A 22,648-nucleotide genomic window follows, 5' to 3' on the forward strand; every position below is an offset into this window, starting at 1 on the left:
CGATCAGTCCACCGACGCGCCGGACTGCTTCACGGCCTTGCCCCATTCCACGATCTCGCTGGCGACGAACTGGTCCATCGCCTCGGGCGTGCTGGGCGATGGCTCGGAGCCGCGGTCGCGCATGAACTTCTGCATCTCGGCGCTGGAGAGAATGTCCACCACCTCGTGGTTCAGCCGGTCCACGATGGCACGCGGCGTGCCCTTGGGCGCCATCAGGCCCAGCCAGCCCACGGCCTCGAAACCCTTGAATTCCGGCAGGCCGGTTTCGGCAATCGCCGGCACGTTCGGCAACTGGCTGGAGCGCGTGGCAGACGTGACGCCCAGCGCAACGGCCTTGCCCGCCTGGATGTTCGTCAGGCCCGCCGTCACCGAATCCACCATCAAGGGCACCTGCCCGCCGATGAAGTCGGCCTGCGCTGGCCCGCTGCCCTTGTAGGGAATGTGTTCGATCTCGATCCTGGCACGCGCCTTGACCATCTCCCCGCTCAGGTGCTGCGTGCCGCCGATGCCCGCGCTGGCATAGCTCAGCTTGCCCGGCTCGGCCCGGGCTTTGACCACCAGGTCTTTCATGGTCTTGATGCCGGACTGGGGGTGCGCCAGGAACACCAGCGGCACCTTGGCGACGAGGCTGATGCCCTGCAGGTCCTTGCGCGGATCGAAGTTGACCTTGCGGTACAGCGTCTGGTTCACCGCCATCGCGCTGCCGGCCATCACCAGCGTGTAGCCGTCCGCTTTGGCGCGCACCACCTGCTCTGTGCCGATGTTGCTGCCCGCGCCGGCCTTGTTGTCCACCACCAGCGGCTGGCCCAGGCGCGGCCCAAGCTTTTCCGCCAGGGCGCGGGCGAAGATGTCGGTGGCCTGGCCGGGCGGGAACGGCACGACCAGGGTGATGGGCTTTTCGGGCCAGGCGGCCAGGGCAGCGCCGGACAGGACTAGCATCGCAGCCGGCACGCAGAACTTCAATCGCATGGGAAATGTCTCCGTTGTGGTGGTCTTGCACGTCCGCGCGCGCAGCTCACAGGCGCAGATGGATGGGTGATCATAGGGGGCCAGCGCATCCCAAAAGTAAAAAAGCCGCGCAGCCCTTACGGTATCTGCGCGGCCAGCTACTGATTCGGTAGCAACCTAGATAGAGGGTTTGCTCGCTTCTTCAGCGGCGGCCCGGCCGTGAAGCTGCCATGCGCCATCTCCACCGCCATGCCGATGAGCCGCACCGCCTCTGACATCAATCTCTAACATCAATAGTTTTTGGCCTGCCCCTGCACCAGCAGATCAAACACAATCCGCGCAAAGTTTGCCGCTTTGCCTGGGTCGGCCAGCAACTGCATCATCTGGTTCTGGTGGGCTTCGCTGCTGTCCATGATGGCGTCGTCTATCGCCTTGGAGAAGTCGCCCAGCAGGGCCTGTTCGGGCGAGTTGTTCTCGATCTGCTTCATCACCTTGGCGTTCTCGCCCACCTTGTCGCGGATGGTGTAGGCGTAGTTCACCATGTCTTTGTCGGTGAGCTGGTCGGTCACAAACACATCGTTCAGGCGGTGGATGATCTGCGACAGAAACTCTTCCTTCTGCTCCTGCGGCTTGGCCGTGCCCAGGCCTTCGCCGGGCTCCAGCTTGTACTCCGCGCTGTTTTCTTTCAGCACCAGATCCTGCTGGCGTATCTTGGCCACGCGGTAGTGGCTCAGCACCACGTTGCCCAGGTCAATGTCGTCTTCGTCCAGCAAAGTTTCGCGCAGCATGGGCCGCAGGTTGCGGGCGTACAGGCTCAGCTTTTCCAGGTCGGTGTCGTCGTAATCCACGATCTGCGACATGAACTCGTAAAACCGTACAAAGGTGCCCAGGTCTTTCTTGAAGATTTCCAGCGCGTCCTTTGCCTTCTGGCATTCCTTCAGGCTTTTCTCGGCGTTCGCAATCAGCACGGCATCGCCCGTCTTCTGGGTGCGCTCAAACATCTCCTTGGCGATCTTGAAGGCCTCTACCGCCGACTTGTAGCGCAGCTGCCAGCGCTGCACCGCAGGCTTGCAGATATTCGCAATCGCCGCGTTACTCTTGTTCTTCACATAAAACGCCGCGCAGAACTGCTCCACCTCCTGCCAGGTAAAAATGCCCCCTGCCCGCAGCTTGTCCTGCAGCACAAAAATCAGGTTCGGGTCTGACACATCCAGCAGCTCCGCCGTCTGGTAGTAGGGCTGAAACGCCGCCAAAATCTCGTCCGGCTCGTTGAAGAAGTCCAGCACAAAGGTGCCCGTCTCGGCCTTGTTCGGGTAGGTGCGGTTCAGGCGCGACAGGGTTTGCACGCACTCCACCCCGGCCAGTTTCTTGTCCACATACATGGCGCACAGCTTGGGCTGGTCAAACCCGGTCTGGAATTTGTTGGCAACGATCATCACCTGGTAGTCGTCCGAATCAAAAGCCTTGCGCATGTCGCGGCCCTTGAGGTTCGGGTTCATGTTCGTCTCGGTGAATTTATCGCCCGCCGTGGTCTGGCCCGCCGCAGCCGGGTCTTTGTCGGTGAACTCCACCTCGCCCGAAAACGCCACCATGGCGTGAATCTTCTGGTAGCCAGGTTTTTCGCCTTGGTCCGCGATGTACTTGTCAAAGCACTGCTTGTAGCGCACCGCCTCCTTGCGCGAGCTGGTCACCACCATGGCCTTGGCCTGCCCGCCCAGCAAGCCCATCACGTTGCTTTTGAAGTGCTCCACAATCACCATCACCTTCTGGGCAATGTTGTGGTCGTGCAGGCGCACCCATTGGTTCAGCTTCACCTTGGCGCGCTTGCTTTCCACCTCTGCGTCAGCGTCCTGCACCTTCAGGGCCAGCTTGTAGGCCACTTTGTAGTTGGTGTAGTTCTTCAGCACGTCGAGGATGAAGCCCTCCTCAATCGCCTGGCGCATGCTGTACACGTGGAAGGCCGCTGGCTTGTTGGTGCTTGACGCTACCTCGTCCGGGCGCGGCACGCGGCCAAACAGCTCCAGCGTCTTGGCCTTGGGCGTGGCGGTAAAGGCAAAGTAGCTCAGGTTGCCCGATGCGCGCCGCGCCGCCACCGTGGCGGCAATGATGTCGTCGCCATCGAGTTCTTCACCCTCCTCCCCGGCCTCCTTCATCAGCACCTCTTTGAGCTGCCGCGCCGTCGAGCCGCTTTGCGACGAGTGCGCCTCATCGGCAATGATGGCGTAACAGCGGTCTTTCAGACTCACGCTGTTTTCAATCGCCTTCAGCACAAACGGAAAGGTCTGGATGGTGACGATGATGATGGGCTGGGCAGCCTCCAGGGCGGCGGCCAGCTTTTCAGACTTGGAGCCATCGCCCTCTTTGTTGTTGATGCGCCCCACCACGCCATCGGTGTGCTCAAACTGGTAGATCGTGTCTTGCAACTGCGCGTCCAGCACCGTGCGGTCGGTCACCACAATCACCGAGTCAAACTGCTTTTTGCCATCGGCCTTGTACAGCGACGAGAGCTGGTGCGCCACCCAGGCAATCGAGTTCGACTTGCCAGACCCCGCGCTGTGCTGAACCAGGTACTTCTGCCCCGGCCCCTCGCTGCGCGCCGCCGCCAGCAGCTTGCCCACCACGTCCCACTGGTGGTAGCGCGGGAAGATCAGGCTTTCCTTCTTGTACTTGCGGCCTTCCCAGTCTTCTTTGTCCTCAATCTGCAGGTGCACAAAGCGGGCCAGGATGTTGAGCAGATTGTCCGGCAGCAGCACCTCGTTCCACAGGTAATCGGTGGCGTAGCGGTTCATGTCCTGCGGCACATCGTTGCCCGCGCCGCCGTCTGCCGTGCCTTTGTTAAAGGGCAAGAAGTACGTGCCCTCCCCCTCCAGCTTGGTTGCCATGTGCACCTCGTACTGGCTCACCGCAAAGTGCACCAGCGCACCGCGCTTGAAGGTCAGCAGCGGCTCCGGTTTTTTGGCCACCGGGTCCACGGGCAGGCGCGTGGTTTTGTACTGCCGAACAGCGCGGTCCACGGCTTGCTTGAACTCACTCTTCAGCTCCAGCGTGGCCACCGGCAGCCCATTGAAGAACAGCACCAGGTCAATGCGCCACGCCTTGGCCTTGGCACCTGTCTCCGCAAAGCAGGCATCGGTACACCACGGGCTGTACACCAGCTCCGGCACCACGCGCAGTCGGTTTTTGGCATAGCGGGCCAGCGTGTTCGGGTTCAGGTCGTGCTCGGGCTTGAACTGGCACAGCGACAAGCGCGCATTGCGGTCGCGCAACTCGTGGCGCAACACGCCCAGCGTGCCAAAGGTGCGGCTGTCTTTGTGCGTGGCATTCGGGTCGGCCTTGCCTAGTTGCGCGGCAATCAGTTGCAAAAACTTCTGCTCCGCATCCTTGGGGTGGTTGGCGCAAAACTTTTGCCACTGCGCGTCTTGCGTCTCTTGCACAAAGCCCAGCGCATCCTCGGGGTAAAGGGCCAGCTCACGGTTGTACTTGTCCGGCGAGCCAAGCAACCAGCCATTTGCCAGCAACTGGCGAATGATGTCGTCTTGAAAGATGCGTTCGGTGGCTGCGTCGCTCATGGTCGGAGAGGTGGGGCTGTGTGGGTGAAGGCAGTCAGGCAGCGGCTTGCCAGTCGCGCACGTCGATCTTGCCGGTGACGGCGGCGGAGATCAGGGCAGTGCGGCGTTCTTGCATCAATGCAATCGCCTCTTCTGCTTTTGAAATCAACTCAAGTAACTTGCGTGACTCGCTGCTCACAAAGAAAACTATTTGCTTTTGCTCGTCAACTTTAGGAATTGGAATGACAAAATTCCCAATTTGGCTCGGACTTATGTGTGGAACGCTGACACCGGTGGTATCTGGCGTGAAATGGGCGGGGAACATGTTTGAGGACAAAAGCATCAATAGATAGTCCGCATCCAAATGCTCGCTTGTCTTTATTAATGCAACCCGCTGTAGCAATAGACATGGAAGATCAGACTCCTTAACTTTGGCAACTCGAATTCCTTCGCTAATCAAAGGTCTATCCATACCAATGACAATATCGCCTTTCCGCACCACATAAGCATCGAGACCGTCCGATGGCTTACGTTTCCAATACACCACTTCATCCCATTTCAGACTGTTTACGCTGACGTTTATTCCGCGAAGAAGTTTTGTATCTTCATCGTTGACTGAAAACCCGGACGACTGAAAAGCGTATCCAGGAAGAATTGATATGTGGAACCCGCACTTGCCCACCACCCAATGCGCAGGTACGTCGCCTAGCCGCTCCACGCCGGAGTCTTTCAACGGGGCGTTGGGATTGAGGCCTTTGGTGACTGCGTGGCTGATGACGGCTTGGCGCTTTTCCTTGAGCAACTCGATCAGCCGCTGCTGCTTCTCGATCAAGGCATCAATCTTCGCCGTTTCGTGGTCGAGGAAGGCCGCAATGCCCAATTGCTCGCCGAAAGTTGGCATCGCATATTTGAAGTTAACAAAAGTGTCCTGATACAAATGGACAATCGTGCTGCCGGTCTTGCTGAATTGAACAAAACCATCGAACACATTGGATTGCAGGAGCCAGAAGTAGTACTTTGTCGTGTATTTATTTTCTAACGGCCGTACAACGAACACGCCACTATTCAGCGTTGCTTTGCCATTCAAACCACGCACTAAGGCAACTTTGCCAATGGTTCCATCTTTGGTAATCAACAAATCTTCTTCGTTGAGCTGAATGTATGGATCTTGCTCATACCGTGCCAGATCGCAGTGGTAACAGTTTTCCCAACGAATTTCCGGGCCACTGAAGTCGGAGCCGGTCACCAAATATGGTCCTTCATCAGTGAAGTCATCTGATTTGAGTCCGTGCCAACCAACCCGCGCTTTAACATATGACTCGAACTTAACGCGAGTGAGAGCCCAGCCGCCGGGGTAACTACCAACCCATTCCACCCCCGACTCTTTGTACTGGGGATAAGGTTTATAGCGGCTCACGAATGCACCTCACGCAGCAGCGCCATGATCTCGGCGCTCACGGCGTCCAAATCGGCATCTATCTCTTCCAGTGGCCGTGGCGGCTGGTACTGGTAGAAGTGGCGGTTGAAGGGAATTTCGTAGCCGACAATGCCAATCTCGCCATCTTTGGCGTCGCGCTTGCTGGCGTCTATCCACGCATCGGGCACATGGGGCTGCACTTCGGCAACGAAGTAGGCTTCGTTGACTTCATTCACGGTGCGGCTGGGGTCCAGGGCCACGTTTTCAAAATCGCGCAGCTCGCCATCGGCTTGGTATTCGATGACTTCTTTCTTCACCTCGAACAAACCGTAGAGGGGATTGGCTTTGCCTTTGTGAACCTTTTTGACCACTTTTTCGGCGGCGGGGTTCTTCCAGCTCACGGCATCGGCGATCTGCTTTTTCTCTTTCGCGTCCAGCGTAATGCCTGCCTTTTTGCTGGCGGCCTTGATGGCTTCGTCATAGGCATTGAAGTCGTCGTGCTGGGCGCTGCCGATTGCGCTTTGCAGGGCGCGGGCCTTGAGCAACACGGCCTTTTGTGCCAGCCAGGTGCGGGCGTCGAGCAGGTCTTTGATCTGCTTTTCCTTGAGGCTGGCAAAGTCGTGCTTGAGGTGGGCGCGTATTTCTTCGGCGTAGTCGTCAAGCTGGCCGTAGAGGTCACAGTCGGCAGCGTCTTGCCAGTAGGGCTGGCCGTACTCGGCGTAGGCCCACTGCATGGCTGCATTCAGCGCGCCAAACTCAAAGCGCAGGCTGGCAATGCGTTCATCGCTGAACTGCCACGACAAGCGCAGTGCCCGCTCAATGGTGATGCGGCGGTAGCCAAACTCGTGCGTGGCAAAAATTTTGCTGGCAAAGGTTTTGGCGGTTTCGGGCTTGGGGTTAGCGGCTGGGCGACCCCGGTTGCTTTTCGCTTCCGCCTGTTTGTTGAGCGCCTGCGCTTCGACCACCTCAAATTGGCCAAAGCAACGGGTGATGGTGGCAATGTCGGCCTCATCCATCACATTGCGCTTGCTGCCCAGCGATTTGCGCATCTTGCCGCAGAGGTTGGCGCCGTTGATGAGCTGCACCTTGCCTTTGCGCTCGGCTGGCTTTTTGTTCGACAGCACCCACACATAGGTGGCAATGCCGGTGTTGTAGAACATGTCGGTGGGCAGCGCGACGATGGCTTCAAGCAGGTCGCTTTCCAAAATATGGCGCCGGATTTCCGATTCCCCCGAGCCTGCGCCGCCAGTGAACAGCGGCGAGCCGTTGAGGATGATGCCGATGCGCGAGCCACCATTCTTCACATCGCGCAGCTTGCTGATGAGATGCAGCAAAAATAGCAGCGACCCATCGGACACCCGCGGCAGGCCGGCGCCAAAGCGGCCATCGAAGCCTTTGAGGGTGTGTTCGTTGGTAATGTCGCCCTCGATCTTTTTCCAGTCCACGCCAAATGGCGGGTTGGAGAGCATGTAGTCGAACTTGCTGGCGTAGAGGTGGTCGTTGGAAAGGGTGTTACCGAGCTTGATGTTGCCGACCTCTTGCCCCTTGATGAGCATGTCGGCCTTGCAGATGGCGTAGCTCTCTGGGTTGAGCTCCTGGCCAAAGGCGCGCATCACGGCCTGGGGGTTCTGCTCGTGCACGTATTCCATGCCCGCCGAGAGAAAACCGCCCGTGCCCGCTGTGGGGTCGTAAATGGTGCGGATGATGCCGGGCTTGGTGAGGGCTTCGTCGTCTTCCATAAACACCAGCGAGGTGGTGAGGTGAACGATGTCGCGGGGGGTGAAGTGCTCGCCCGCCGTCTCGTTGGAGCTTTCGGCAAATTTGCGGATCAGCTCTTCAAACACCAGGCCCATTTCGTAGTTGGACACGGCGTTGGGGTGCAGGTCCATGGTGCGGACCTTTTGCACCACCTTGTAGAGCAGGTTGGCGTCGTTCAGCAGGCCAATGAATTCAGAAAACTTGAAGTGGTCAAAAATCTCGCGGGCGTCTTTGGAAAAGCACTGGATGTAGCGCTCCAGATTGGCCTTGATGCCCGACTCGCCCAGGGTACCGAGGTCCATGGGTGAGGTGTTGAAGAAAGCCAGCCCGCCGGAGGCACGCAGGATCAGTTTCTCCTTGGCCTCTTCCGCAATGGCCATCTTCTCGACCTTGGCTGCTGCGGCCAACACGGCGCGCTTGCTGCCCTCCAGCACACATTCCAAACGGCGCAGCAGCGCAAAGGGCAGGATGACGCGGCCATATTGGCTCTGCTTGAAATCGCCGCGCAGTAAATCAGCCAGCGCCCACAGGTCGGCGGCGAGGTTATTGGTTTCTTGGGTCATTGATTACGAACGAGGCGAACGGGGCATTAGGGTTTCAACCAAATGTGAAAAAGTATTGCGCGGGGTTGGGGCGCAATGGGCCAACCCAGGCGCAGGCCTCAAACCACAAAGCCCGAACCGTTGCCAGTTCGGGCTTTTATCTTTCAGCAGTGAGCCTGGCTTACTTCTTCTGCGGCGGCACATCCGTGCAGGAGCCGTGCGCGATCTCCGCCGCCATGCCGATGCTTTCGCCCAGCGTGGGGTGCGGGTGGATCGTCTTGCCGATGTCCACCGCGTCGGCGCCCATCTCGATGGCCAGGGCGATCTCGCCGATCATGTCGCCCGCATGCGTGCCGACCATGCCGCCGCCCAGGATGCGGCCATGGCCATGGGCCTCGGGCGAATCGTCGAACAGCAGCTTGGTCACGCCTTCGTCGCGGCCGTTGGCGATGGCGCGGCCGGAGGCGTTCCAGGGGAACAGGCCCTTCTTGACCTTGATGCCTTGCGCCTTGGCCTGGTCTTCCGTGAGGCCCACCCAGGCCACTTCGGGGTCGGTGTAGGCCACGCTCGGGATCACGCGGGCGTTGAAGGCGGCGGCGGCCAGCTCCTTGTTGCCCTGCAGTTCGCCGGCGATGACTTCCGCCGCCACATGCGCCTCATGCACCGCCTTGTGCGCCAGCATGGGCTGGCCCACGATGTCGCCGATGGCGAAGATGTGCGGCACGTTGGTGCGCATCTGGATGTCCACGTCGATGAAGCCGCGGTCGGTGACGGCCACGCCGGCCTTGTCGGCACCGATCTTCTTGCCGTTGGGCGTGCGGCCCACGGCCTGCAGCACCAGGTCGTACACCTGGGGTTCGGGGGCCGTGCCGCCCTCTTCCGCTGCGGCGAACGTGACCTTGATGCCTTCGGACGTGGCTTCGGCGCCCACCGTCTTGGTCTTGAGCATGATGTTGTCGAAGCGCTTGGCGTTCATCTTCTGCCAGATCTTGACGAGGTCGCGGTCGGCGCCCTGCATCAGTCCGTCCATCATCTCGACCACATCCAGGCGCGCGCCGAGCGTGCTGTACACGGTGCCCATTTCCAGGCCGATGATGCCGCCGCCCAGGATGAGCATGCGCTTCGGAACCGCCTTGAGTTCCAGCGCGCCGGTGGAGTCCACCACGCGCGGGTCCTTGGGCATGAACGGCAGGTGCACGGCCTGCGAGCCGGCGGCGATGACGGCGTTCTTGAAGGCGATGACCTTCTTGGTGCCCGTCTTCTCCTGGCCCGTGCCGCTGGTCTCCTCGACTTCGAGGTGGTGGGCGCCGACGAACTGGCCCAGGCCACGCACGGTGGTCACCTTGCGCATCTTGGCCATGGCGGCCAGGCCGCCGGTCAGCTTGCCGATGACCTTTTCCTTGTGGACGCGCAGCTTGTCGATGTCCAGGCTGGGGTCGCCATAGCTCACGCCCAGGTCGGCCATGTGGCTGACTTCGTCCATGACGGCGGCCACGTGCAGCAGTGCCTTCGACGGGATGCAGCCCACGTTCAGGCACACGCCGCCCAGGGTGGCGTAGCGCTCGACGACGATCACCTTGAGGCCCAGGTCGGCCGCACGGAACGCGGCGCTGTAGCCGCCAGGGCCACCGCCCAGCACGAGCACATCGCAATCCAGGTCGACCGTGCCGCTGTAGCTGGCCGCTGGAGTGTTTGCTACGCTTTTTGTAGCATCATGCCCTAGTACTGATTGCGCTGGAGCCTGTTTTGTGTCGGAGGCTGCCGCAGGCGCGGCAGCGGGTGCGGGCGCCGGGGCCGGCGCGCTGGCGGCGTCGGACGCCTCCAGCGTGAGCAGCACGGAGCCTTCCGCGACCTTGTCGCCGATCTGGACCTTGAGTTCCTTCACCACGCCGGCATGGCTCGACGGGATTTCCATCGAGGCCTTGTCGGATTCCACGGTGATGAGGCTCTGCTCGGCCTTGATGGTGTCGCCGGGCTTCACCAGCAACTCGATCACGCCGACTTCGGCGAAGTCGCCGATGTCGGGTACCTTGATGTCGATCACTGCCATAGGGGATGCTCCTTTACAGCAGGATGCGGCGGTAGTCCGCCAGCACTTGGCCGAGGTAGGCGTTGAAGCGCGCGGCGCTGGCGCCGTCGATCACGCGGTGGTCGTACGACAGCGACAGCGGCAGCACCAGGCGCGGCACGAAGGCCTTGCCGTCCCACACCGGCTTCATCTGGCCCTTGGAGAGGCCGAGGATGGCCACTTCGGGCGCGTTGATGATGGGCGTGAAGTGCGTGCCGCCGATGCCGCCGAGCGAGCTGATCGACATGCAGCCGCCCTGCATGTCGGCGCTGCCCAGCTTGCCGTCGCGGGCCTTCTTGGCCAGTTCGCCCATTTCCTGGCTGATCTGGATGATGCCCTTCTTGTCGGCATCTTTCAGCACCGGCACCACGAGGCCGTTGGGCGTGTCCGCCGCGAAGCCGACGTTGTAGTACTGCTTGTAGACAAGGGTGTCGCCGTCCAGGCTGGTGTTGAACTCAGGGAATTTCTTGAGCGCGGCCACCACGGCCTTGATGACGAAGGCGAGCATGGTCACCTTGACGCCGGACTTTTCGTTCTCCTTGTTGGTGGAGACGCGGAAGGCTTCCAGTTCGGTGATGTCGGCCTCGTCGTTGTTGGTGACGTGGGGAATCATCACCCAGTTGCGGTGCAGGTTGGCGCCGCTGATCTTCTTGATGCGCGAGAGGTCCTTGCGCTCCACGGCGCCGAACTTGGCGAAGTCCACCTTCGGCCACGGCAGCAGATCCAGCCCGGCACTCGAGCCGCCGCCGGCCGAGGGCTTGGCCGCCTGCGCCTTGGTCTGGGCCGCGCCGCTCATCACCTGCTTGGTGAAGGCCTGCACGTCGTCCTGCGTGATGCGGCCCTTGGGGCCGGAGCCCTTGACCTCGTCCAGCGGCACGCCGAGTTCGCGGGCGAACTTGCGCACCGAAGGGCTGGCGTGCGGCAGGCCGACGGGCGCAGCGCCCGGGGCATGCGGCGCGGGGGCAGCGGCGGGCTTGGCACCGGCCTGGGGCGCGGCTTCTTCAGCCGGCACTGGCTTGGCCTCGGCCGGGGCAGGCGCAGCAGCCGCCGCCGGGGCGGCGCCCGCGGCGCCTTCCATGATCGCCACGAGATCGCCCACGTTGAGCTTGTCGCCGATCTTGACCTTCAGTTCCTTGATCACGCCCGCCGCAGGCGACGGGATTTCCATCGAGGCCTTGTCGGACTCGACGGTGAACAGCGACTGCTCGGCCTTGACCGTGTCGCCCACCTTGACCAGCAGTTCGATGACCGCCACGTCCTTGAAGTCGCCGATGTCGGGCACGTGCACTTCCACGGGGCCCGACGCAGCGGGCGCCGCTGCCGGTGCGGCGGCGGGCGCCTCGGCAGGCGCGGGCGCGGATGCTACTGATTTAGTAGCGCCATGCCCTAGTGCTGATTGCGCCGGAGCCGGTTTTGACTCAGAGGCTGCCTCGCCAGCGGCCTCGACCACCACGATGACCGAGCCCTGCTTGACCTTGTCGCCCACGGCGACCTTCAGTTCTTTCACCACGCCGGCGTGGCTCGACGGGATTTCCATCGAGGCCTTGTCCGATTCCACGGTGATGAGCGATTGCTCGGCCTTGACCGTGTCGCCGGGCTTGACCAGCAACTCGATCACGCCCACTTCGTCGAAATCCCCGATGTCCGGGACCTGGATATCTACCAATGCCATGTGCGTCTCCGGTCGGTGTTTAAGCGTAGAGCGGGTTGATCTTGTCGGTGTTGATGCCGTACTTCTGGATCGCCTCGGCCACCTTGGCCAACGGCAGCACGCCGTCGTCCGCCAGGCCCTTGAGCGCCGCCACGACGATGTAGTGGCGGTTGATCTCGAAGTGCTCGCGCAGCTTGCGGCGGAAATCGCTGCGCCCGAACCCGTCGGTGCCCAGCACCTTGTAGGCGCGGCCCTTGGGGATGAAGGGGCGGATCTGCTCGGCGTAGGCCTTCATGTAGTCGGTGGAGGCAATGACCGGGCCGGTCGTCTTGGACAGCTGCTGCTCCACGAACGACACGCGCGGCGTGTCGGTGGGGTGCAGCAGGTTCCAGCGGTCGGCGTCCTGGCCGTCGCGGGTCAACTCGTTGAAGCTCGGGCAGCTCCACACGGAAGCGGCCACGCCCCAGTCCTTTTCCAGCAGTTCCTGCGCGAAGAACGATTCCCGCAGGATGGTGCCGCTGCCCAGCAGTTGCACGGTGGGGGCGTCCTTCTTGAGGGCCGGCGCCTGCTTGCACAGGTACATGCCCTTGATGATCTGCTCTTCGGTGCCGGGCTGCAGGCCGGGCATCGAGTAGTTTTCGTTCAGCAGCGTGAGGTAGTAGAAGACGTTTTCCTGGCGCTCGACCATGCGCTTCATGCCGTCGTGCATGATCACCCCGACTTCGTGGGCGAACGTCGGGTCGTAGCTCACGCAGTTGGGAATGGTGCCGGCCAGGATGTGGCTGTGGCCGTCTTCATGCTGCAGGCCTTCGCCGTTCAGCGTGGTGCGGCCCGAGGTGCCGCCCAGCAGGAAACCGCGCGCCTGCATGTCGCCCGCCGCCCAGGCGAGGTCGCCGATGCGCTGGAAGCCGAACATCGAGTAGTACACGTAGAACGGCACCATGATGCGGTTGTTCGTGCTGTACGAGGTGGCGGCCGCGATCCAGCTGCTCATGCCGCCGGCTTCGTTGATGCCTTCCTGCAGGATCTGGCCGGCCTTGTCTTCCTTGTAGTACATGACCTGGTCCTTGTCGACCGGGGTGTACTGCTGACCGTGCGGGTTGTAGATGCCGATCTGGCGGAACAGGCCTTCCATGCCGAACGTGCGGGCCTCGTCCACCAGGATGGGCACCACGCGCGGGCCCAGCGCCTGGTCACGCAGCAGTTGCGTGAGAAAGCGCACGTAGGCCTGGGTGGTGGAGATTTCGCGGCCTTCGGGCGTGGGCTCGAGGATGGCCTTGAACGTGTCCAGCGACGGCACCGTGAAGCTCTCGTCGGCCTTCACGCGGCGCTTGGGCAAGTAGCCGCCGAGGGCCTTGCGGCGCTCGTGCAGGTACTTCATTTCGGGGGTGTCGTCGGCCGGCTTGTAAAACGGCAGGTCGGCGATCTGGCTGTCCGGGATCGGGATGTTGAAGCGGTCGCGGAAGGCCTTGATGTCTTCGTCACCGAGCTTCTTGGTCTGGTGGACGGTGTTCTTGCCCTCGCCGATCTTGCCCATGCCGAAGCCCTTGACGGTCTTGACCAGCAGCACGGTGGGCTGGCCCTTGTGCTCGTTGGCGGCGTGGAAGGCGGCATAGACCTTCTGCGAATCATGGCCGCCGCGGCGCAGGTTCCAGATCTCGTCGTCGCTCATGTGCTCGACCATCTTGAGCGTGCGCGGATCGCGGCCGAAGAAGTGCTTGCGCACGTAGGCGCCGTCGTTGGCCTTGAACGACTGGTAGTCCCCGTCGTTGCACTCCATCATGATCTTGCGCAGCGCGCCGTCCTTGTCACGCGCCAGCAGGTCGTCCCAGCCCTTGCCCCACAGCAGCTTGATGACGTTCCAGCCGGAGCCGCGGAATTCGCTCTCCAGCTCCTGGATGATCTTGCCGTTGCCGCGCACCGGACCGTCCAGGCGCTGCAGGTTGCAGTTGATGACGAAGATCAGGTTGTCCAGGTTCTCGCGCGCCGCCAGGCCGATGGCGCCCAGAGATTCGACTTCATCCATCTCGCCGTCGCCGCAGAACACCCAGACCTTGCGGTTTTCGGTATTGGCGATGCCGCGGGCGTGCAGGTATTTCAGAAAGCGCGCCTGGTAGATCGCCATCAGCGGGCCCAGGCCCATCGACACCGTGGGGAACTGCCAGAACTCGGGCATCAGCTTGGGGTGCGGGTAGCTGGAGAGGCCCTTGCCATCCACTTCCTGGCGGAAGTTGAGCAGTTGCTCTTCGGACAGGCGGCCTTCCAGGTAGGCGCGGGCGTAGATGCCGGGCGACACGTGGCCCTGGATGTACAGCAGGTCGCCGCCGTGGTTTTCGCTCTCGGCATGCCAGAAGTGGTTGAAGCCGGCGCCGAACATGTTGGCCAGCGAGGCGAACGAGCCGATGTGGCCACCCAGGTCGCCGCCTTCGGGCGGGTGGTGGCGGTTGGCCTTGACGACCATGGCCATGGCGTTCCAGCGCATGTAGGCGCGCAGGCGGCCTTCGATTTCGAGGTTGCCGGGGCAACGGACTTCCTGGTTCGATTCCAGGGTGTTCACGTACCCGGTGTTGGCGGAGAAAGGCAGGTCGATGCTGCTTTGCCGGGCATGTTCAAGCAGCTGCTCGATCAGGAAGTGGGCGCGTTCGGCACCTTCCTTGTCGATGACGGCGCTCAGCGCATCCATCCATTCACGGGTTTCCTGCTGGTCGGTGTCGGGGGTGGACGACGCCGGGTTTCCGGCCTGGGGGGCGGTCTGAGCTGACATGCCTGTCTCCTTTATGGGTGCTGGCGTTGGAAATTTCGGGCGAGTTTCTCATATTTTTTTATTATTTCAAATTGTGCTTTTGATTTTCATAATGCAAAATATTGCTGCAAGTGCACATTGTTTGCCTCTGTCATAGAGGCGCCAGCGCTCCCCTACACTGCGCCCATGGAACGCCCGCCCTCTCCGCCTCCCGCCATCGGGCCCGCCGTGGCCGCACCCGTGCGCTGGTGGCGCACCTGGTGGCGCAGCCTCTCCCCCACCCGCCAGGACCGCTTCGCGGCCCTCGCGCCGCTGGCCGCCGTGTTGATGTTTCTTGCGGCCATCGTGGCGGCGTTCTGGTATTTGCGCATGGAAGAAGGCGAGCGCGAGCAGGAAGCCCTCAAGCGCGACGTGGAATACGCGCAGCAGCGCGTGCGGCTGCGGCTCCTGGAGCGGCAGGAGCAGATCATGCGCATCGCGCGCGACCTTTCCAACCAGGACCTGGAGCGCGCCGACTTCGTGGCTCGCGCCGAGGGCCTCATCAGCCAATACCCCGAACTGCAAGCCATCAGCTGGATCGACGACCGCCGCCGCATCCGCGCCAGCCACGCGGCCCCCACCATCACCAGCGGGCAATTGCGCGTGGCGGGCGAGGTGCTGAAAAACGGCGACACGGCCGACACCTTCAGCCTGGCGCGGGACCTGCAGCAACCCGTTTACGCCCAGCCCAACGGCACCGAGGGCGAGACCGCCCCGCTGCTGCAGCTGCAGGTGCCGCTGGCCGCGCAGGGCAAGTTCACCGGCGTGGTGCTGGCCGAATACTCCATCGACAGCCTGCTGCGCTACGGCACGCCCACCGAGGTGCTGGCGCGCTACGCCGTCACCATGCTGGACGGCCGCGACCAGGTGCTGGCGGGCAGCGCGCTCACGCCACGCAGCCCATCGGCACTGCCGCCATGGACCGCGCGCGCCAATGAATACGAGGTGCCCGTCTCGCCCGTGGGCAACGGGCTGGTGCTGCGGGCGCAGGCCTACCGCACTTCGCTGGGCGTGGTCGGCAGCGGGCTCTTCTGGCTGGTGGGCACGCTGAGCGCCATGACGGCCTGGCTGCTGATCGCCACTTGGCGCCACACCCGCCGGCGCATGCAGGCCCAGCAGGCGCTGGTGGCCGAAACCAACTTCCGCCGGGCGATGGAAAACTCCATCCTCACCGGCATGCGCGCCCTGGACATGCAAGGGCGCATCACCTATGTGAACGCCGCCTTCTGCCAGATGACGGGCTGGAACGAAGCCGATCTGGTCGGCCAGTCGCCGCCCTACACCTACTGGCCCGAGAGCGACCACGAGGCGCTGCACGCCAAGCTGCGCGACGAGTTGAGCGGCAAGGTCACGCTGGGCGGGTTCCAGGTGCGGGTCAAGCGCAAGAGCGGCACGCTGTTCGACGCACGCCTGTACGTCTCTCCCCTGATCGATGCCCACGGCCACCAGACCGGCTGGATGACGTCGATGACCGACATCACCGAGCCCAACCGCGTACGCGAGCAGCTCTCGGCATCGCACGAGCGCTTCACCATCGTGCTGGAGTCGCTGGATGCCTCGGTGTCGGTCGCACCGCTGGGCAGCGAGGAACTGCTGTTCGCCAACAAGCTGTACCGCCAGTGGTTCGGCTCCCAGACCGGCGGACACCTGCAACTGGTGGCGCAGGCGGGCGTGCTGCCCACCACCACCTCCAGTGCGCGCGGCATGGACGACGAGGACGGCCTGATGGGCCTTCCCACCGACCCGCTCACCAGCGCGCGATCGGAAAACGCCGAAATCTACCTGCCCGACCTGGGCAAATGGCTCGAAGTGCGCTCGCGCTACCTGAACTGGGTGGACGGGCGACTGGCCCAGATGGTGATCGCCACCGACATCACGCCGCGCCGCCAGGCCGAGGAGCAGGCCGCAAGGCAGGCCGAGCGCGCCCAGTCGGTCAGCCGGCTCATCACCATGGGCGAGATGGCCTCCAGCGTGGCGCACGAGCTGAACCAACCGCTCACGGCCATCAGCAACTACTGCAGCGGCATGGTCTCGCGCATCGAAAGCGGGCAGATCACCGAAGAGGCGCTGCTGTCCGCCCTGCAAAAGACCGCCCACCAGGCGCAGCGCGCGGGGCAGATCATCCAGCGCATCCGTGCCTTCGTGAAGCGCAGCGAACCCAATCGCGCCCTGGCCGACATCGAAACGATGGTCACCGAAGCGGTGGAACTCGCCGATATCGAACTGCGCCGGCACAACGTGCGCCTGACCCACTATGTGGCAGCGCGCCTGCCCCAGGTGATGGCCGACACCATCCTGATCGAGCAGGTGCTGGTCAATCTGATGAAGAACGGCGCCGAATCCATCGAGCACGCCCAGCGCCCGCCGCCCCGGCGCAGCGTGGAGCTGCGCGTCGTGCCCCGCCAGGTCGAAGGCCGCGACGTGATCGAGTTCACGGTGCAGGACACCGGCAAGGGTTTGGCCCCCGAAGTGCTGGAGCATTTGTTCGAGGCGTTCTTCTCCACCAAGCAGGAAGGCATGGGCATGGGCCTGAACCTGTGCCGCAGCATCGTCGAGTCCCACCAGGGGAGGATGCAGGCGGAGAACCTCTACAATGGCCCGGAGGTCACCGGCTGCCGGTTCTCCTTCTGGCTTCCGCTGGCCCAGCCTGCGGATGCCACTACGAATTCTGTAGCAAACGCATCACATCCAAGGACCCCTGCATGAGCTTGATTCCGAAAAAAGGCACCGTCTACGTCGTGGATGACGACGAAGCCGTCCGCGACTCCCTGCAGTGGTTGCTGGAAGGCAAGGACTACCGGGTGCGCTGCTTTGATTCGGCGGAATCTTTCCTCTCGCGCTACGACCCCCGCGAAGTCGCCTGCCTGATCGTGGACATCCGCATGGGCGGCATGACCGGCCTGGAGCTGCAGGACCGGCTCCTCGAACGCAAATCCCCCCTGCCCGTCGTCTTCATCACCGGCCATGGCGATGTGCCCATGGCCGTGAACACCATGAAGAAAGGCGCGCTCGATTTCATCCAGAAGCCATTCAACGAGGAAGAACTCGTCGGCCTGGTGGACCGCATGCTCGACCGGGCACGCGAATCGTTCGCCGGACACCAGCAGGCCGCCAGCCGCGACGCCCTGCTGTCCAAGCTCACCGGCCGCGAAGCCCAGGTGCTGGAGCGCATCGTCGCCGGCCGCCTGAACAAGCAGATCGCCGACGACCTGGGCATCAGCATCAAGACCGTGGAGGCGCACCGCGCCAACATCATGGAAAAGCTGAACGCCAACACCGTGGCCGACCTGCTCAAGATCGCCCTCGGCCAGAATGCGCCCAAAGGCTGATTGCTCCTGATTTGATAGCTGCCTGCACAATCAAACCGCCGGCAGGCAGCCGTTTTTATTGCCAACCCGAGTTTCTTGACGAATGACAGCCCAACTGATCGACGGCAACGCCCTCTCCCGCCAACTGCGCACCGAAGTGGCCCAGCGCGCCGCAGCCCTCAAAGCGCGCGGCACCGTCCCCGGCCTGGCCGTGGTGCTGGTGGGCGACAACCCCGCCAGCCAGGTCTATGTGCGCAACAAGGTCAAGGCCTGCGAGGACAGCGGCCTGCATTCGGTGCTGGAAAAGTACGACGCCACGATGAGCGAGGCCGAGTTGCTCGCCCGCGTCGAGGCCCTGAACAACGACCCGGCCATCCACGGCATCCTGGTGCAGTTGCCGCTGCCCGGGCACATCGACGCGCAGAAGGTCATCGAGGCGATCTCGCCCGCCAAGGACGTGGACGGGTTCCACATCGCCAGCGCCGGCGCGCTCATGACCGGCATGCCGGGCTTCTGGCCCTGCACGCCCTACGGCTGCATGAAGATGCTCGAATCCATTGGCTACTCGCTGCAGGGCAAGCATGCGGTGGTCATCGGCCGCAGCAACATCGTGGGCAAGCCCATGGCGCTCATGCTGCTGCAAAAGAACGCCACCGTGACCGTGTGCCACAGCGCCACGCAAAACCTGAAGGCGCAGACCCTGCAGGCCGACGTGATCGTGGCCGCTGTGGGCAAGCGCAACGTGCTCACCGCCGACATGGTCAAGCCCGGCGCGGTGGTGATCGACGTGGGCATGAACCGCAACGATGAAGGCAAGCTCTGCGGCGACGTGGACTTTGCCGGCGTGAGCGAGGTGGCCGGCTGGATCACGCCCGTGCCCGGCGGCGTCGGCCCCATGACCATCACCATGCTGCTCGTGAACACTTTGGCGGCCGCAGAGCGCGCGGCAGCCGCTTGACGAAGATTTTGCTGCCCCGGCCGGCTTGAACCTGACCCATCCAACGCCATCTATCCGCGCATGAGCAATCCCCTCCTCGACCCATCCGACCTCCCTCTGTTCGACCGCATCCGGCCCAGCGACGTGGCTCCAGCGGTCGATGTGCTGCTGCAACGCGCGGGTGCCGCGCTGGAAACCGTCACGGCGCCCGACTTTCCGGCACGATGGGAATCGATCGCCGAGGTGCTGGATGTCGCGACCGAGGCGCTGGGCCGCTCCTGGGGCGCGGTCAGCCACCTCAACAGCGTGGCCGACACCCCCGAACTCCGCGCGGCCTACAACGAGGCCCTTCCCCGTGTGACCGAGTTCTGGACCCGCCTGGGCGCCGATGAGCGCCTGTATGCCAAGTACAAGGCCATCGACCCGCAAATGCTGAACACCGAGCAACGCCAGGCCTTGCGCAACGCGGTGCGCAACTTCGTGCTGTCGGGCGCGGAACTGCAAGGTGCTGCGCGCGAACGCTTCGCGCAGATCCAGGAACGCCAGGCGGAGCTGAGCCAGAAGTTCAGCGAAAACGCGCTCGACGCCACCGATGCCTTCGCCTACTACGCCCGCGAAGACGAACTCGACGGCCTGCCCGACGACGTGAAGCAGGCCGCGTCGGCCGCCGCGCAATCCGAAGGCAAGGCCGGCTACAAGCTCACGCTCAAGATGCCTTGCTATCTGCCGGTGATGCAGTTCGCCCGCAACAGCGCCTTGCGCGAAACGCTGTACCGCGCCTATGTCACCCGCGCATCGGATCAGGCCGAAGGCGATGCCAAGCGCTTCGACAACAGCGCGCTCATCCGCGAAATCCTGGCCCTGCGCAAGGAAGAGGCCCAATTGCTGGGCTATGCCAATTTCGGCGAAGTGTCGGTCGTCGCCAAGATGGCCGACTCGCCCCAGGAAGTGATCGACTTCCTGCGCGACCTGGCCCGCCGCGCCCGGCCCTACGCCGAAAAAGATATCGCCGACATGCGCGAGTTCGCCGCCAAGGATCTGGGCATTGCCGATCCTCAAGCCTGGGACTGGCCCTATATCTCCGAGAAGCTCAAGGAAGCGCGCTACGCCTTCAGCGAGCAGGAGGTCAAGCAGTACTTCACCGCGCCCAAGGCCCTGGCCGGCCTGTTCAAGATCGTCGAGACCCTGTTCGAAGTGGCCATCCGCCGCGACAGCGCGCCCGTGTGGAATCCCGCCGTCGAGTTCTACCGCATCGAACGCGGCACCGAGCTCGTGGGCCAGTTCTATCTGGACCAGCCGGCGCGCAACGGCAAGCGGGGCGGCGCCTGGATGGACGACGTCCGCACCCGCTGGTTGCGTCCCGACACGGGCAAGCTGCAAACGCCCGTGGCGCACCTGGTGTGCAACTTTGCCGAAGGCGTGAACGGCGCGCCGCCGCTGCTCACCCACGACGACGTCATCACGCTGTTCCATGAGTTCGGCCACGGACTGCACCACATGCTCACCCAGATCAACGAGCGCGATGTCTCGGGCATCAGCGGCGTGGAGTGGGATGCCGTGGAATTGCCCAGCCAGTTCATGGAAAACTTCTGCTGGGAATGGGATGTGCTCAAGCACATGACGGCCCATGTGGACACCGGCGAGCCGCTGCCGCGCGCTCTGTTCGACAAGATGATCGCGGCGAAGAACTTCCAAAGCGGCATGGGCACGCTGCGCCAGATCGAATTCGCGCTGTTCGACATGCTGCTGCACACCTCGCATGACCCGTCGCAAGATTTCATGCCGCTGCTGAACCAGGTCCGCAGCGAGGTATCGGTGCTGACGCCGCCGGCCTTCAGCCGCACCGCCCACACCTTCAGCCACATCTTCGCGGGCGGGTATGCCGCGGGCTACTACAGCTACAAATGGGCCGAAGTCCTCAGCGCGGACGCTTACGCCGCGTTCGAAGAGACGGCCGGCGCGGACGGCCTGCCCAGTGCCGAGACGGGCCGCCGCTACCGCCAGGCCATTCTGGAAGCGGGTGGCAGCCGCCCTGCCATGGAATCGTTCAAGGCGTTCCGTGGTCGCGCCCCGAGCCTGGACGCGCTGCTGCGCCACCAGGGCATGGCCGGCAACGCCTGACCCCAGAGACACCGATCGACCCCTTACTTGTTCCCTGTGGAGTCCTACGACATGAAGCAACCGCTCTTCGCCATCGCGCTGGCTTCGACCCTCGTGGCCGTGAGCGCCCTGCCCGCCCAGGCGCAGCAGGTGTATCGCATCGTCGGCCCCGATGGAAAAGTGACCTTCTCGGACCGCGCGCCCGATGCCAAGACCCCGCCCGCCCAGGTCGGCGGTGGCCGAGCCAGCGGCCCGGCCTTGCCTTATGAACTGCAGCAGGTCGCTACCCGGTTTCCGGTCACGCTGTACACCGGCAGTGACTGCGTGCCCTGCGTGAGCGCGCGCAATCTGTTGGTCAACCGGGGCGTGCCGTTTGCCGAGCGCACCGTGAACACTGAAGAAGATGCCGAAGCGCTCAAGCGCCTCAGCGGCTCGACCAGCCTGCCCTTCGGAACCATCGGCTCCCAACAGCTCGTCGGCTTTGCGGACAGCGAATGGATGCAATACCTGGATGCGGCGGGATACCCCAAGCAATCGCAGTTGCCTCCCAGCTACCGCCGAGCACCGGCTGCACCGCTGGTTGCCGCCAAGCCGGCAGCACCAGCCGCCGCGACAGCACCGGTAGTGCCGGCGGAAGCACCGCAGCCGGCCGCCCCGAGTGGCAACGGTGGTAGAACGCCGAGCAACCCTGCAGGGATCAGCTTCTGAGTTGATGCCTGACGAGAGTGTGCGGAGTGCGGCCTGAACCTGGCCCTCTCCTGCACCGACCTATCGAGGTCAGCGTGCAAAGCATGCACGCTCCTATCGAAGGTTGTACCTGTCCATGTGGAGGCTTGGCGCGAACGCCGTATCAACCGCCTTCCGAGCCGACAGCTTCAGTATTGAACCGTGCGCACGCCCTGCGCCGTGCCAAGCAGGCACACATGGGCTTTCTGGTGCGCGAACACGCCCACCGTCACGACGCCGGGCCACTGATTCACTTGCGACTCGAAGGCCACCGGATCGGTGATGTGCAGGCCGCGCACATCCAGAATGTGCTGCTGGTTGTCCGTCACCAAAGGTGCGCCGTCTTTCTGTCGCAGCGTGGCTTGGCCACCCAGGGCCGCAAACCGGCGCGCAATCTGTCGTGCGGCCATGGGAATCACTTCCACTGGCAAAGGGAACTGGCCCAGCGCATCCACCCGCTTCGACTCATCGGCGATGCAAACGAACTGCCGGGCCAACGCTGCGACGATCTTTTCGCGCGTGAGTGCAGCCCCGCCCCCCTTCACCATGTGGCCCTGGCCATCGATCTCGTCCGCGCCGTCGATATAGACAGCCAGAGACTCGACATCGTTCGCATCGAACACAGGAATGCCCAAGGCTTTCAGCCGCTGTGTGCTGGCCTCGGAACTGGACACGGCGCCCCGAATCTGGTCCTTCATGCTGGCAAGCGCGGTGATGAAGTGATTGACCGTGGAGCCGGTGCCCACGCCGACGATCTCGCCGGGAACGACATATTGCAAGGCCGCTTGACCAACCAGGGCCTTGAGTTCTTCTTGGGTGATGGAGGAAGGAGTCGTCATAGAGGAAAATCGTGAGTAGTTCAC

The 22,648-nt window shown here is 63.1% G+C and carries 13 protein-coding genes; 5 read left to right on the forward strand and 8 right to left on the reverse strand.

From position 1 onward, the window contains the following. Window positions 1-3 precede the first annotated feature (3 nt). From M5C98_RS12155 to aceE, 7 genes are all read right to left on the reverse strand, one after another. Window positions 4-969 carry a tripartite tricarboxylate transporter substrate binding protein gene (locus M5C98_RS12155; protein WP_272553046.1) on the reverse strand — a complete coding sequence of 322 codons (966 nt, stop codon included), beginning with the start codon at window positions 967-969 and terminating at the stop codon, window positions 4-6. A gap of 269 nt (window positions 970-1,238) precedes the next feature. Next, on the reverse strand, window positions 1,239-4,517 hold the full coding sequence (locus M5C98_RS12160; RefSeq protein WP_272553047.1) for a type I restriction endonuclease subunit R: 3,279 nt from the start codon (window positions 4,515-4,517) through the stop codon (window positions 1,239-1,241). 34 nt (window positions 4,518-4,551) lie between these two features. After that, window positions 4,552-5,913 (reverse strand): restriction endonuclease subunit S, encoded by a 1,362-nt coding sequence (locus M5C98_RS12165; protein ID WP_272553048.1) that lies wholly within the window; start codon window positions 5,911-5,913, stop codon window positions 4,552-4,554. Continuing rightward, window positions 5,910-8,234 (reverse strand): type I restriction-modification system subunit M, encoded by a 2,325-nt coding sequence (locus M5C98_RS12170; protein WP_272553049.1) that lies wholly within the window; start codon window positions 8,232-8,234, stop codon window positions 5,910-5,912. The genes M5C98_RS12165 and M5C98_RS12170 overlap by 4 nt, the downstream gene beginning before the upstream one ends. Before the next feature lie 160 nt (window positions 8,235-8,394). After that, window positions 8,395-10,263, reverse strand: a complete 1,869-nt coding sequence (gene lpdA / locus M5C98_RS12175) for a dihydrolipoyl dehydrogenase (RefSeq protein WP_272553050.1) — start codon at window positions 10,261-10,263, stop codon at window positions 8,395-8,397. 13 nt (window positions 10,264-10,276) lie between these two features. Further along, entirely contained in the window at window positions 10,277-11,953 is a 1,677-nt protein-coding gene (aceF, locus tag M5C98_RS12180) for a dihydrolipoyllysine-residue acetyltransferase (RefSeq protein WP_272553052.1), read from the reverse strand. A 19-nt stretch (window positions 11,954-11,972) separates the two neighbouring features. Beyond that, on the reverse strand, window positions 11,973-14,696 hold the full coding sequence (gene aceE, locus M5C98_RS12185; RefSeq protein ID WP_272553053.1) for a pyruvate dehydrogenase (acetyl-transferring), homodimeric type: 2,724 nt from the start codon (window positions 14,694-14,696) through the stop codon (window positions 11,973-11,975). A 165-nt stretch (window positions 14,697-14,861) separates the two neighbouring features. Between aceE and M5C98_RS12190 the strand changes: the two genes are divergently transcribed. The 5 genes from M5C98_RS12190 to M5C98_RS12210 all read left to right on the forward strand — a co-directional run bounded on the left by M5C98_RS12190 (window position 14,862) and on the right by M5C98_RS12210 (window position 21,767). Next, window positions 14,862-17,420, forward strand: a complete 2,559-nt coding sequence (locus M5C98_RS12190) for a PAS domain S-box protein (protein WP_272553054.1) — start codon at window positions 14,862-14,864, stop codon at window positions 17,418-17,420. Then, window positions 17,417-18,043, forward strand: coding sequence for a response regulator transcription factor (locus M5C98_RS12195; protein WP_092739228.1), 627 nt, complete (start codon window positions 17,417-17,419; stop codon window positions 18,041-18,043). The genes M5C98_RS12190 and M5C98_RS12195 overlap by 4 nt, the downstream gene beginning before the upstream one ends. A gap of 82 nt (window positions 18,044-18,125) precedes the next feature. After that, window positions 18,126-18,980, forward strand: a complete 855-nt coding sequence (folD, locus tag M5C98_RS12200; RefSeq protein WP_272553056.1) for a bifunctional methylenetetrahydrofolate dehydrogenase/methenyltetrahydrofolate cyclohydrolase FolD — start codon at window positions 18,126-18,128, stop codon at window positions 18,978-18,980. A 60-nt stretch (window positions 18,981-19,040) separates the two neighbouring features. Further along, window positions 19,041-21,080 carry a M3 family metallopeptidase gene (locus M5C98_RS12205; RefSeq protein WP_272553057.1) on the forward strand — a complete coding sequence of 680 codons (2,040 nt, stop codon included), beginning with the start codon at window positions 19,041-19,043 and terminating at the stop codon, window positions 21,078-21,080. Between the two features lie 51 nt (window positions 21,081-21,131). Beyond that, the gene (locus tag M5C98_RS12210; protein ID WP_272553058.1) at window positions 21,132-21,767 is read left to right on the forward strand and encodes a glutaredoxin domain-containing protein; all 636 of its coding nucleotides are present in this window, start codon (window positions 21,132-21,134) and stop codon (window positions 21,765-21,767) included. A 167-nt stretch (window positions 21,768-21,934) separates the two neighbouring features. Here the strand turns inward: M5C98_RS12210 and rpiA are convergent, their stop codons facing one another. Then, the gene (gene rpiA, locus M5C98_RS12215) at window positions 21,935-22,624 is read right to left on the reverse strand and encodes a ribose-5-phosphate isomerase RpiA (RefSeq protein ID WP_272553060.1); all 690 of its coding nucleotides are present in this window, start codon (window positions 22,622-22,624) and stop codon (window positions 21,935-21,937) included. Between the last annotated feature and the right edge of the window lie 24 nt (window positions 22,625-22,648).

The sequence above is a fragment of the Acidovorax sp. NCPPB 3576 genome (assembly GCF_028473605.1).
Taxonomy (GTDB): domain Bacteria; phylum Pseudomonadota; class Gammaproteobacteria; order Burkholderiales; family Burkholderiaceae_C; genus Paracidovorax.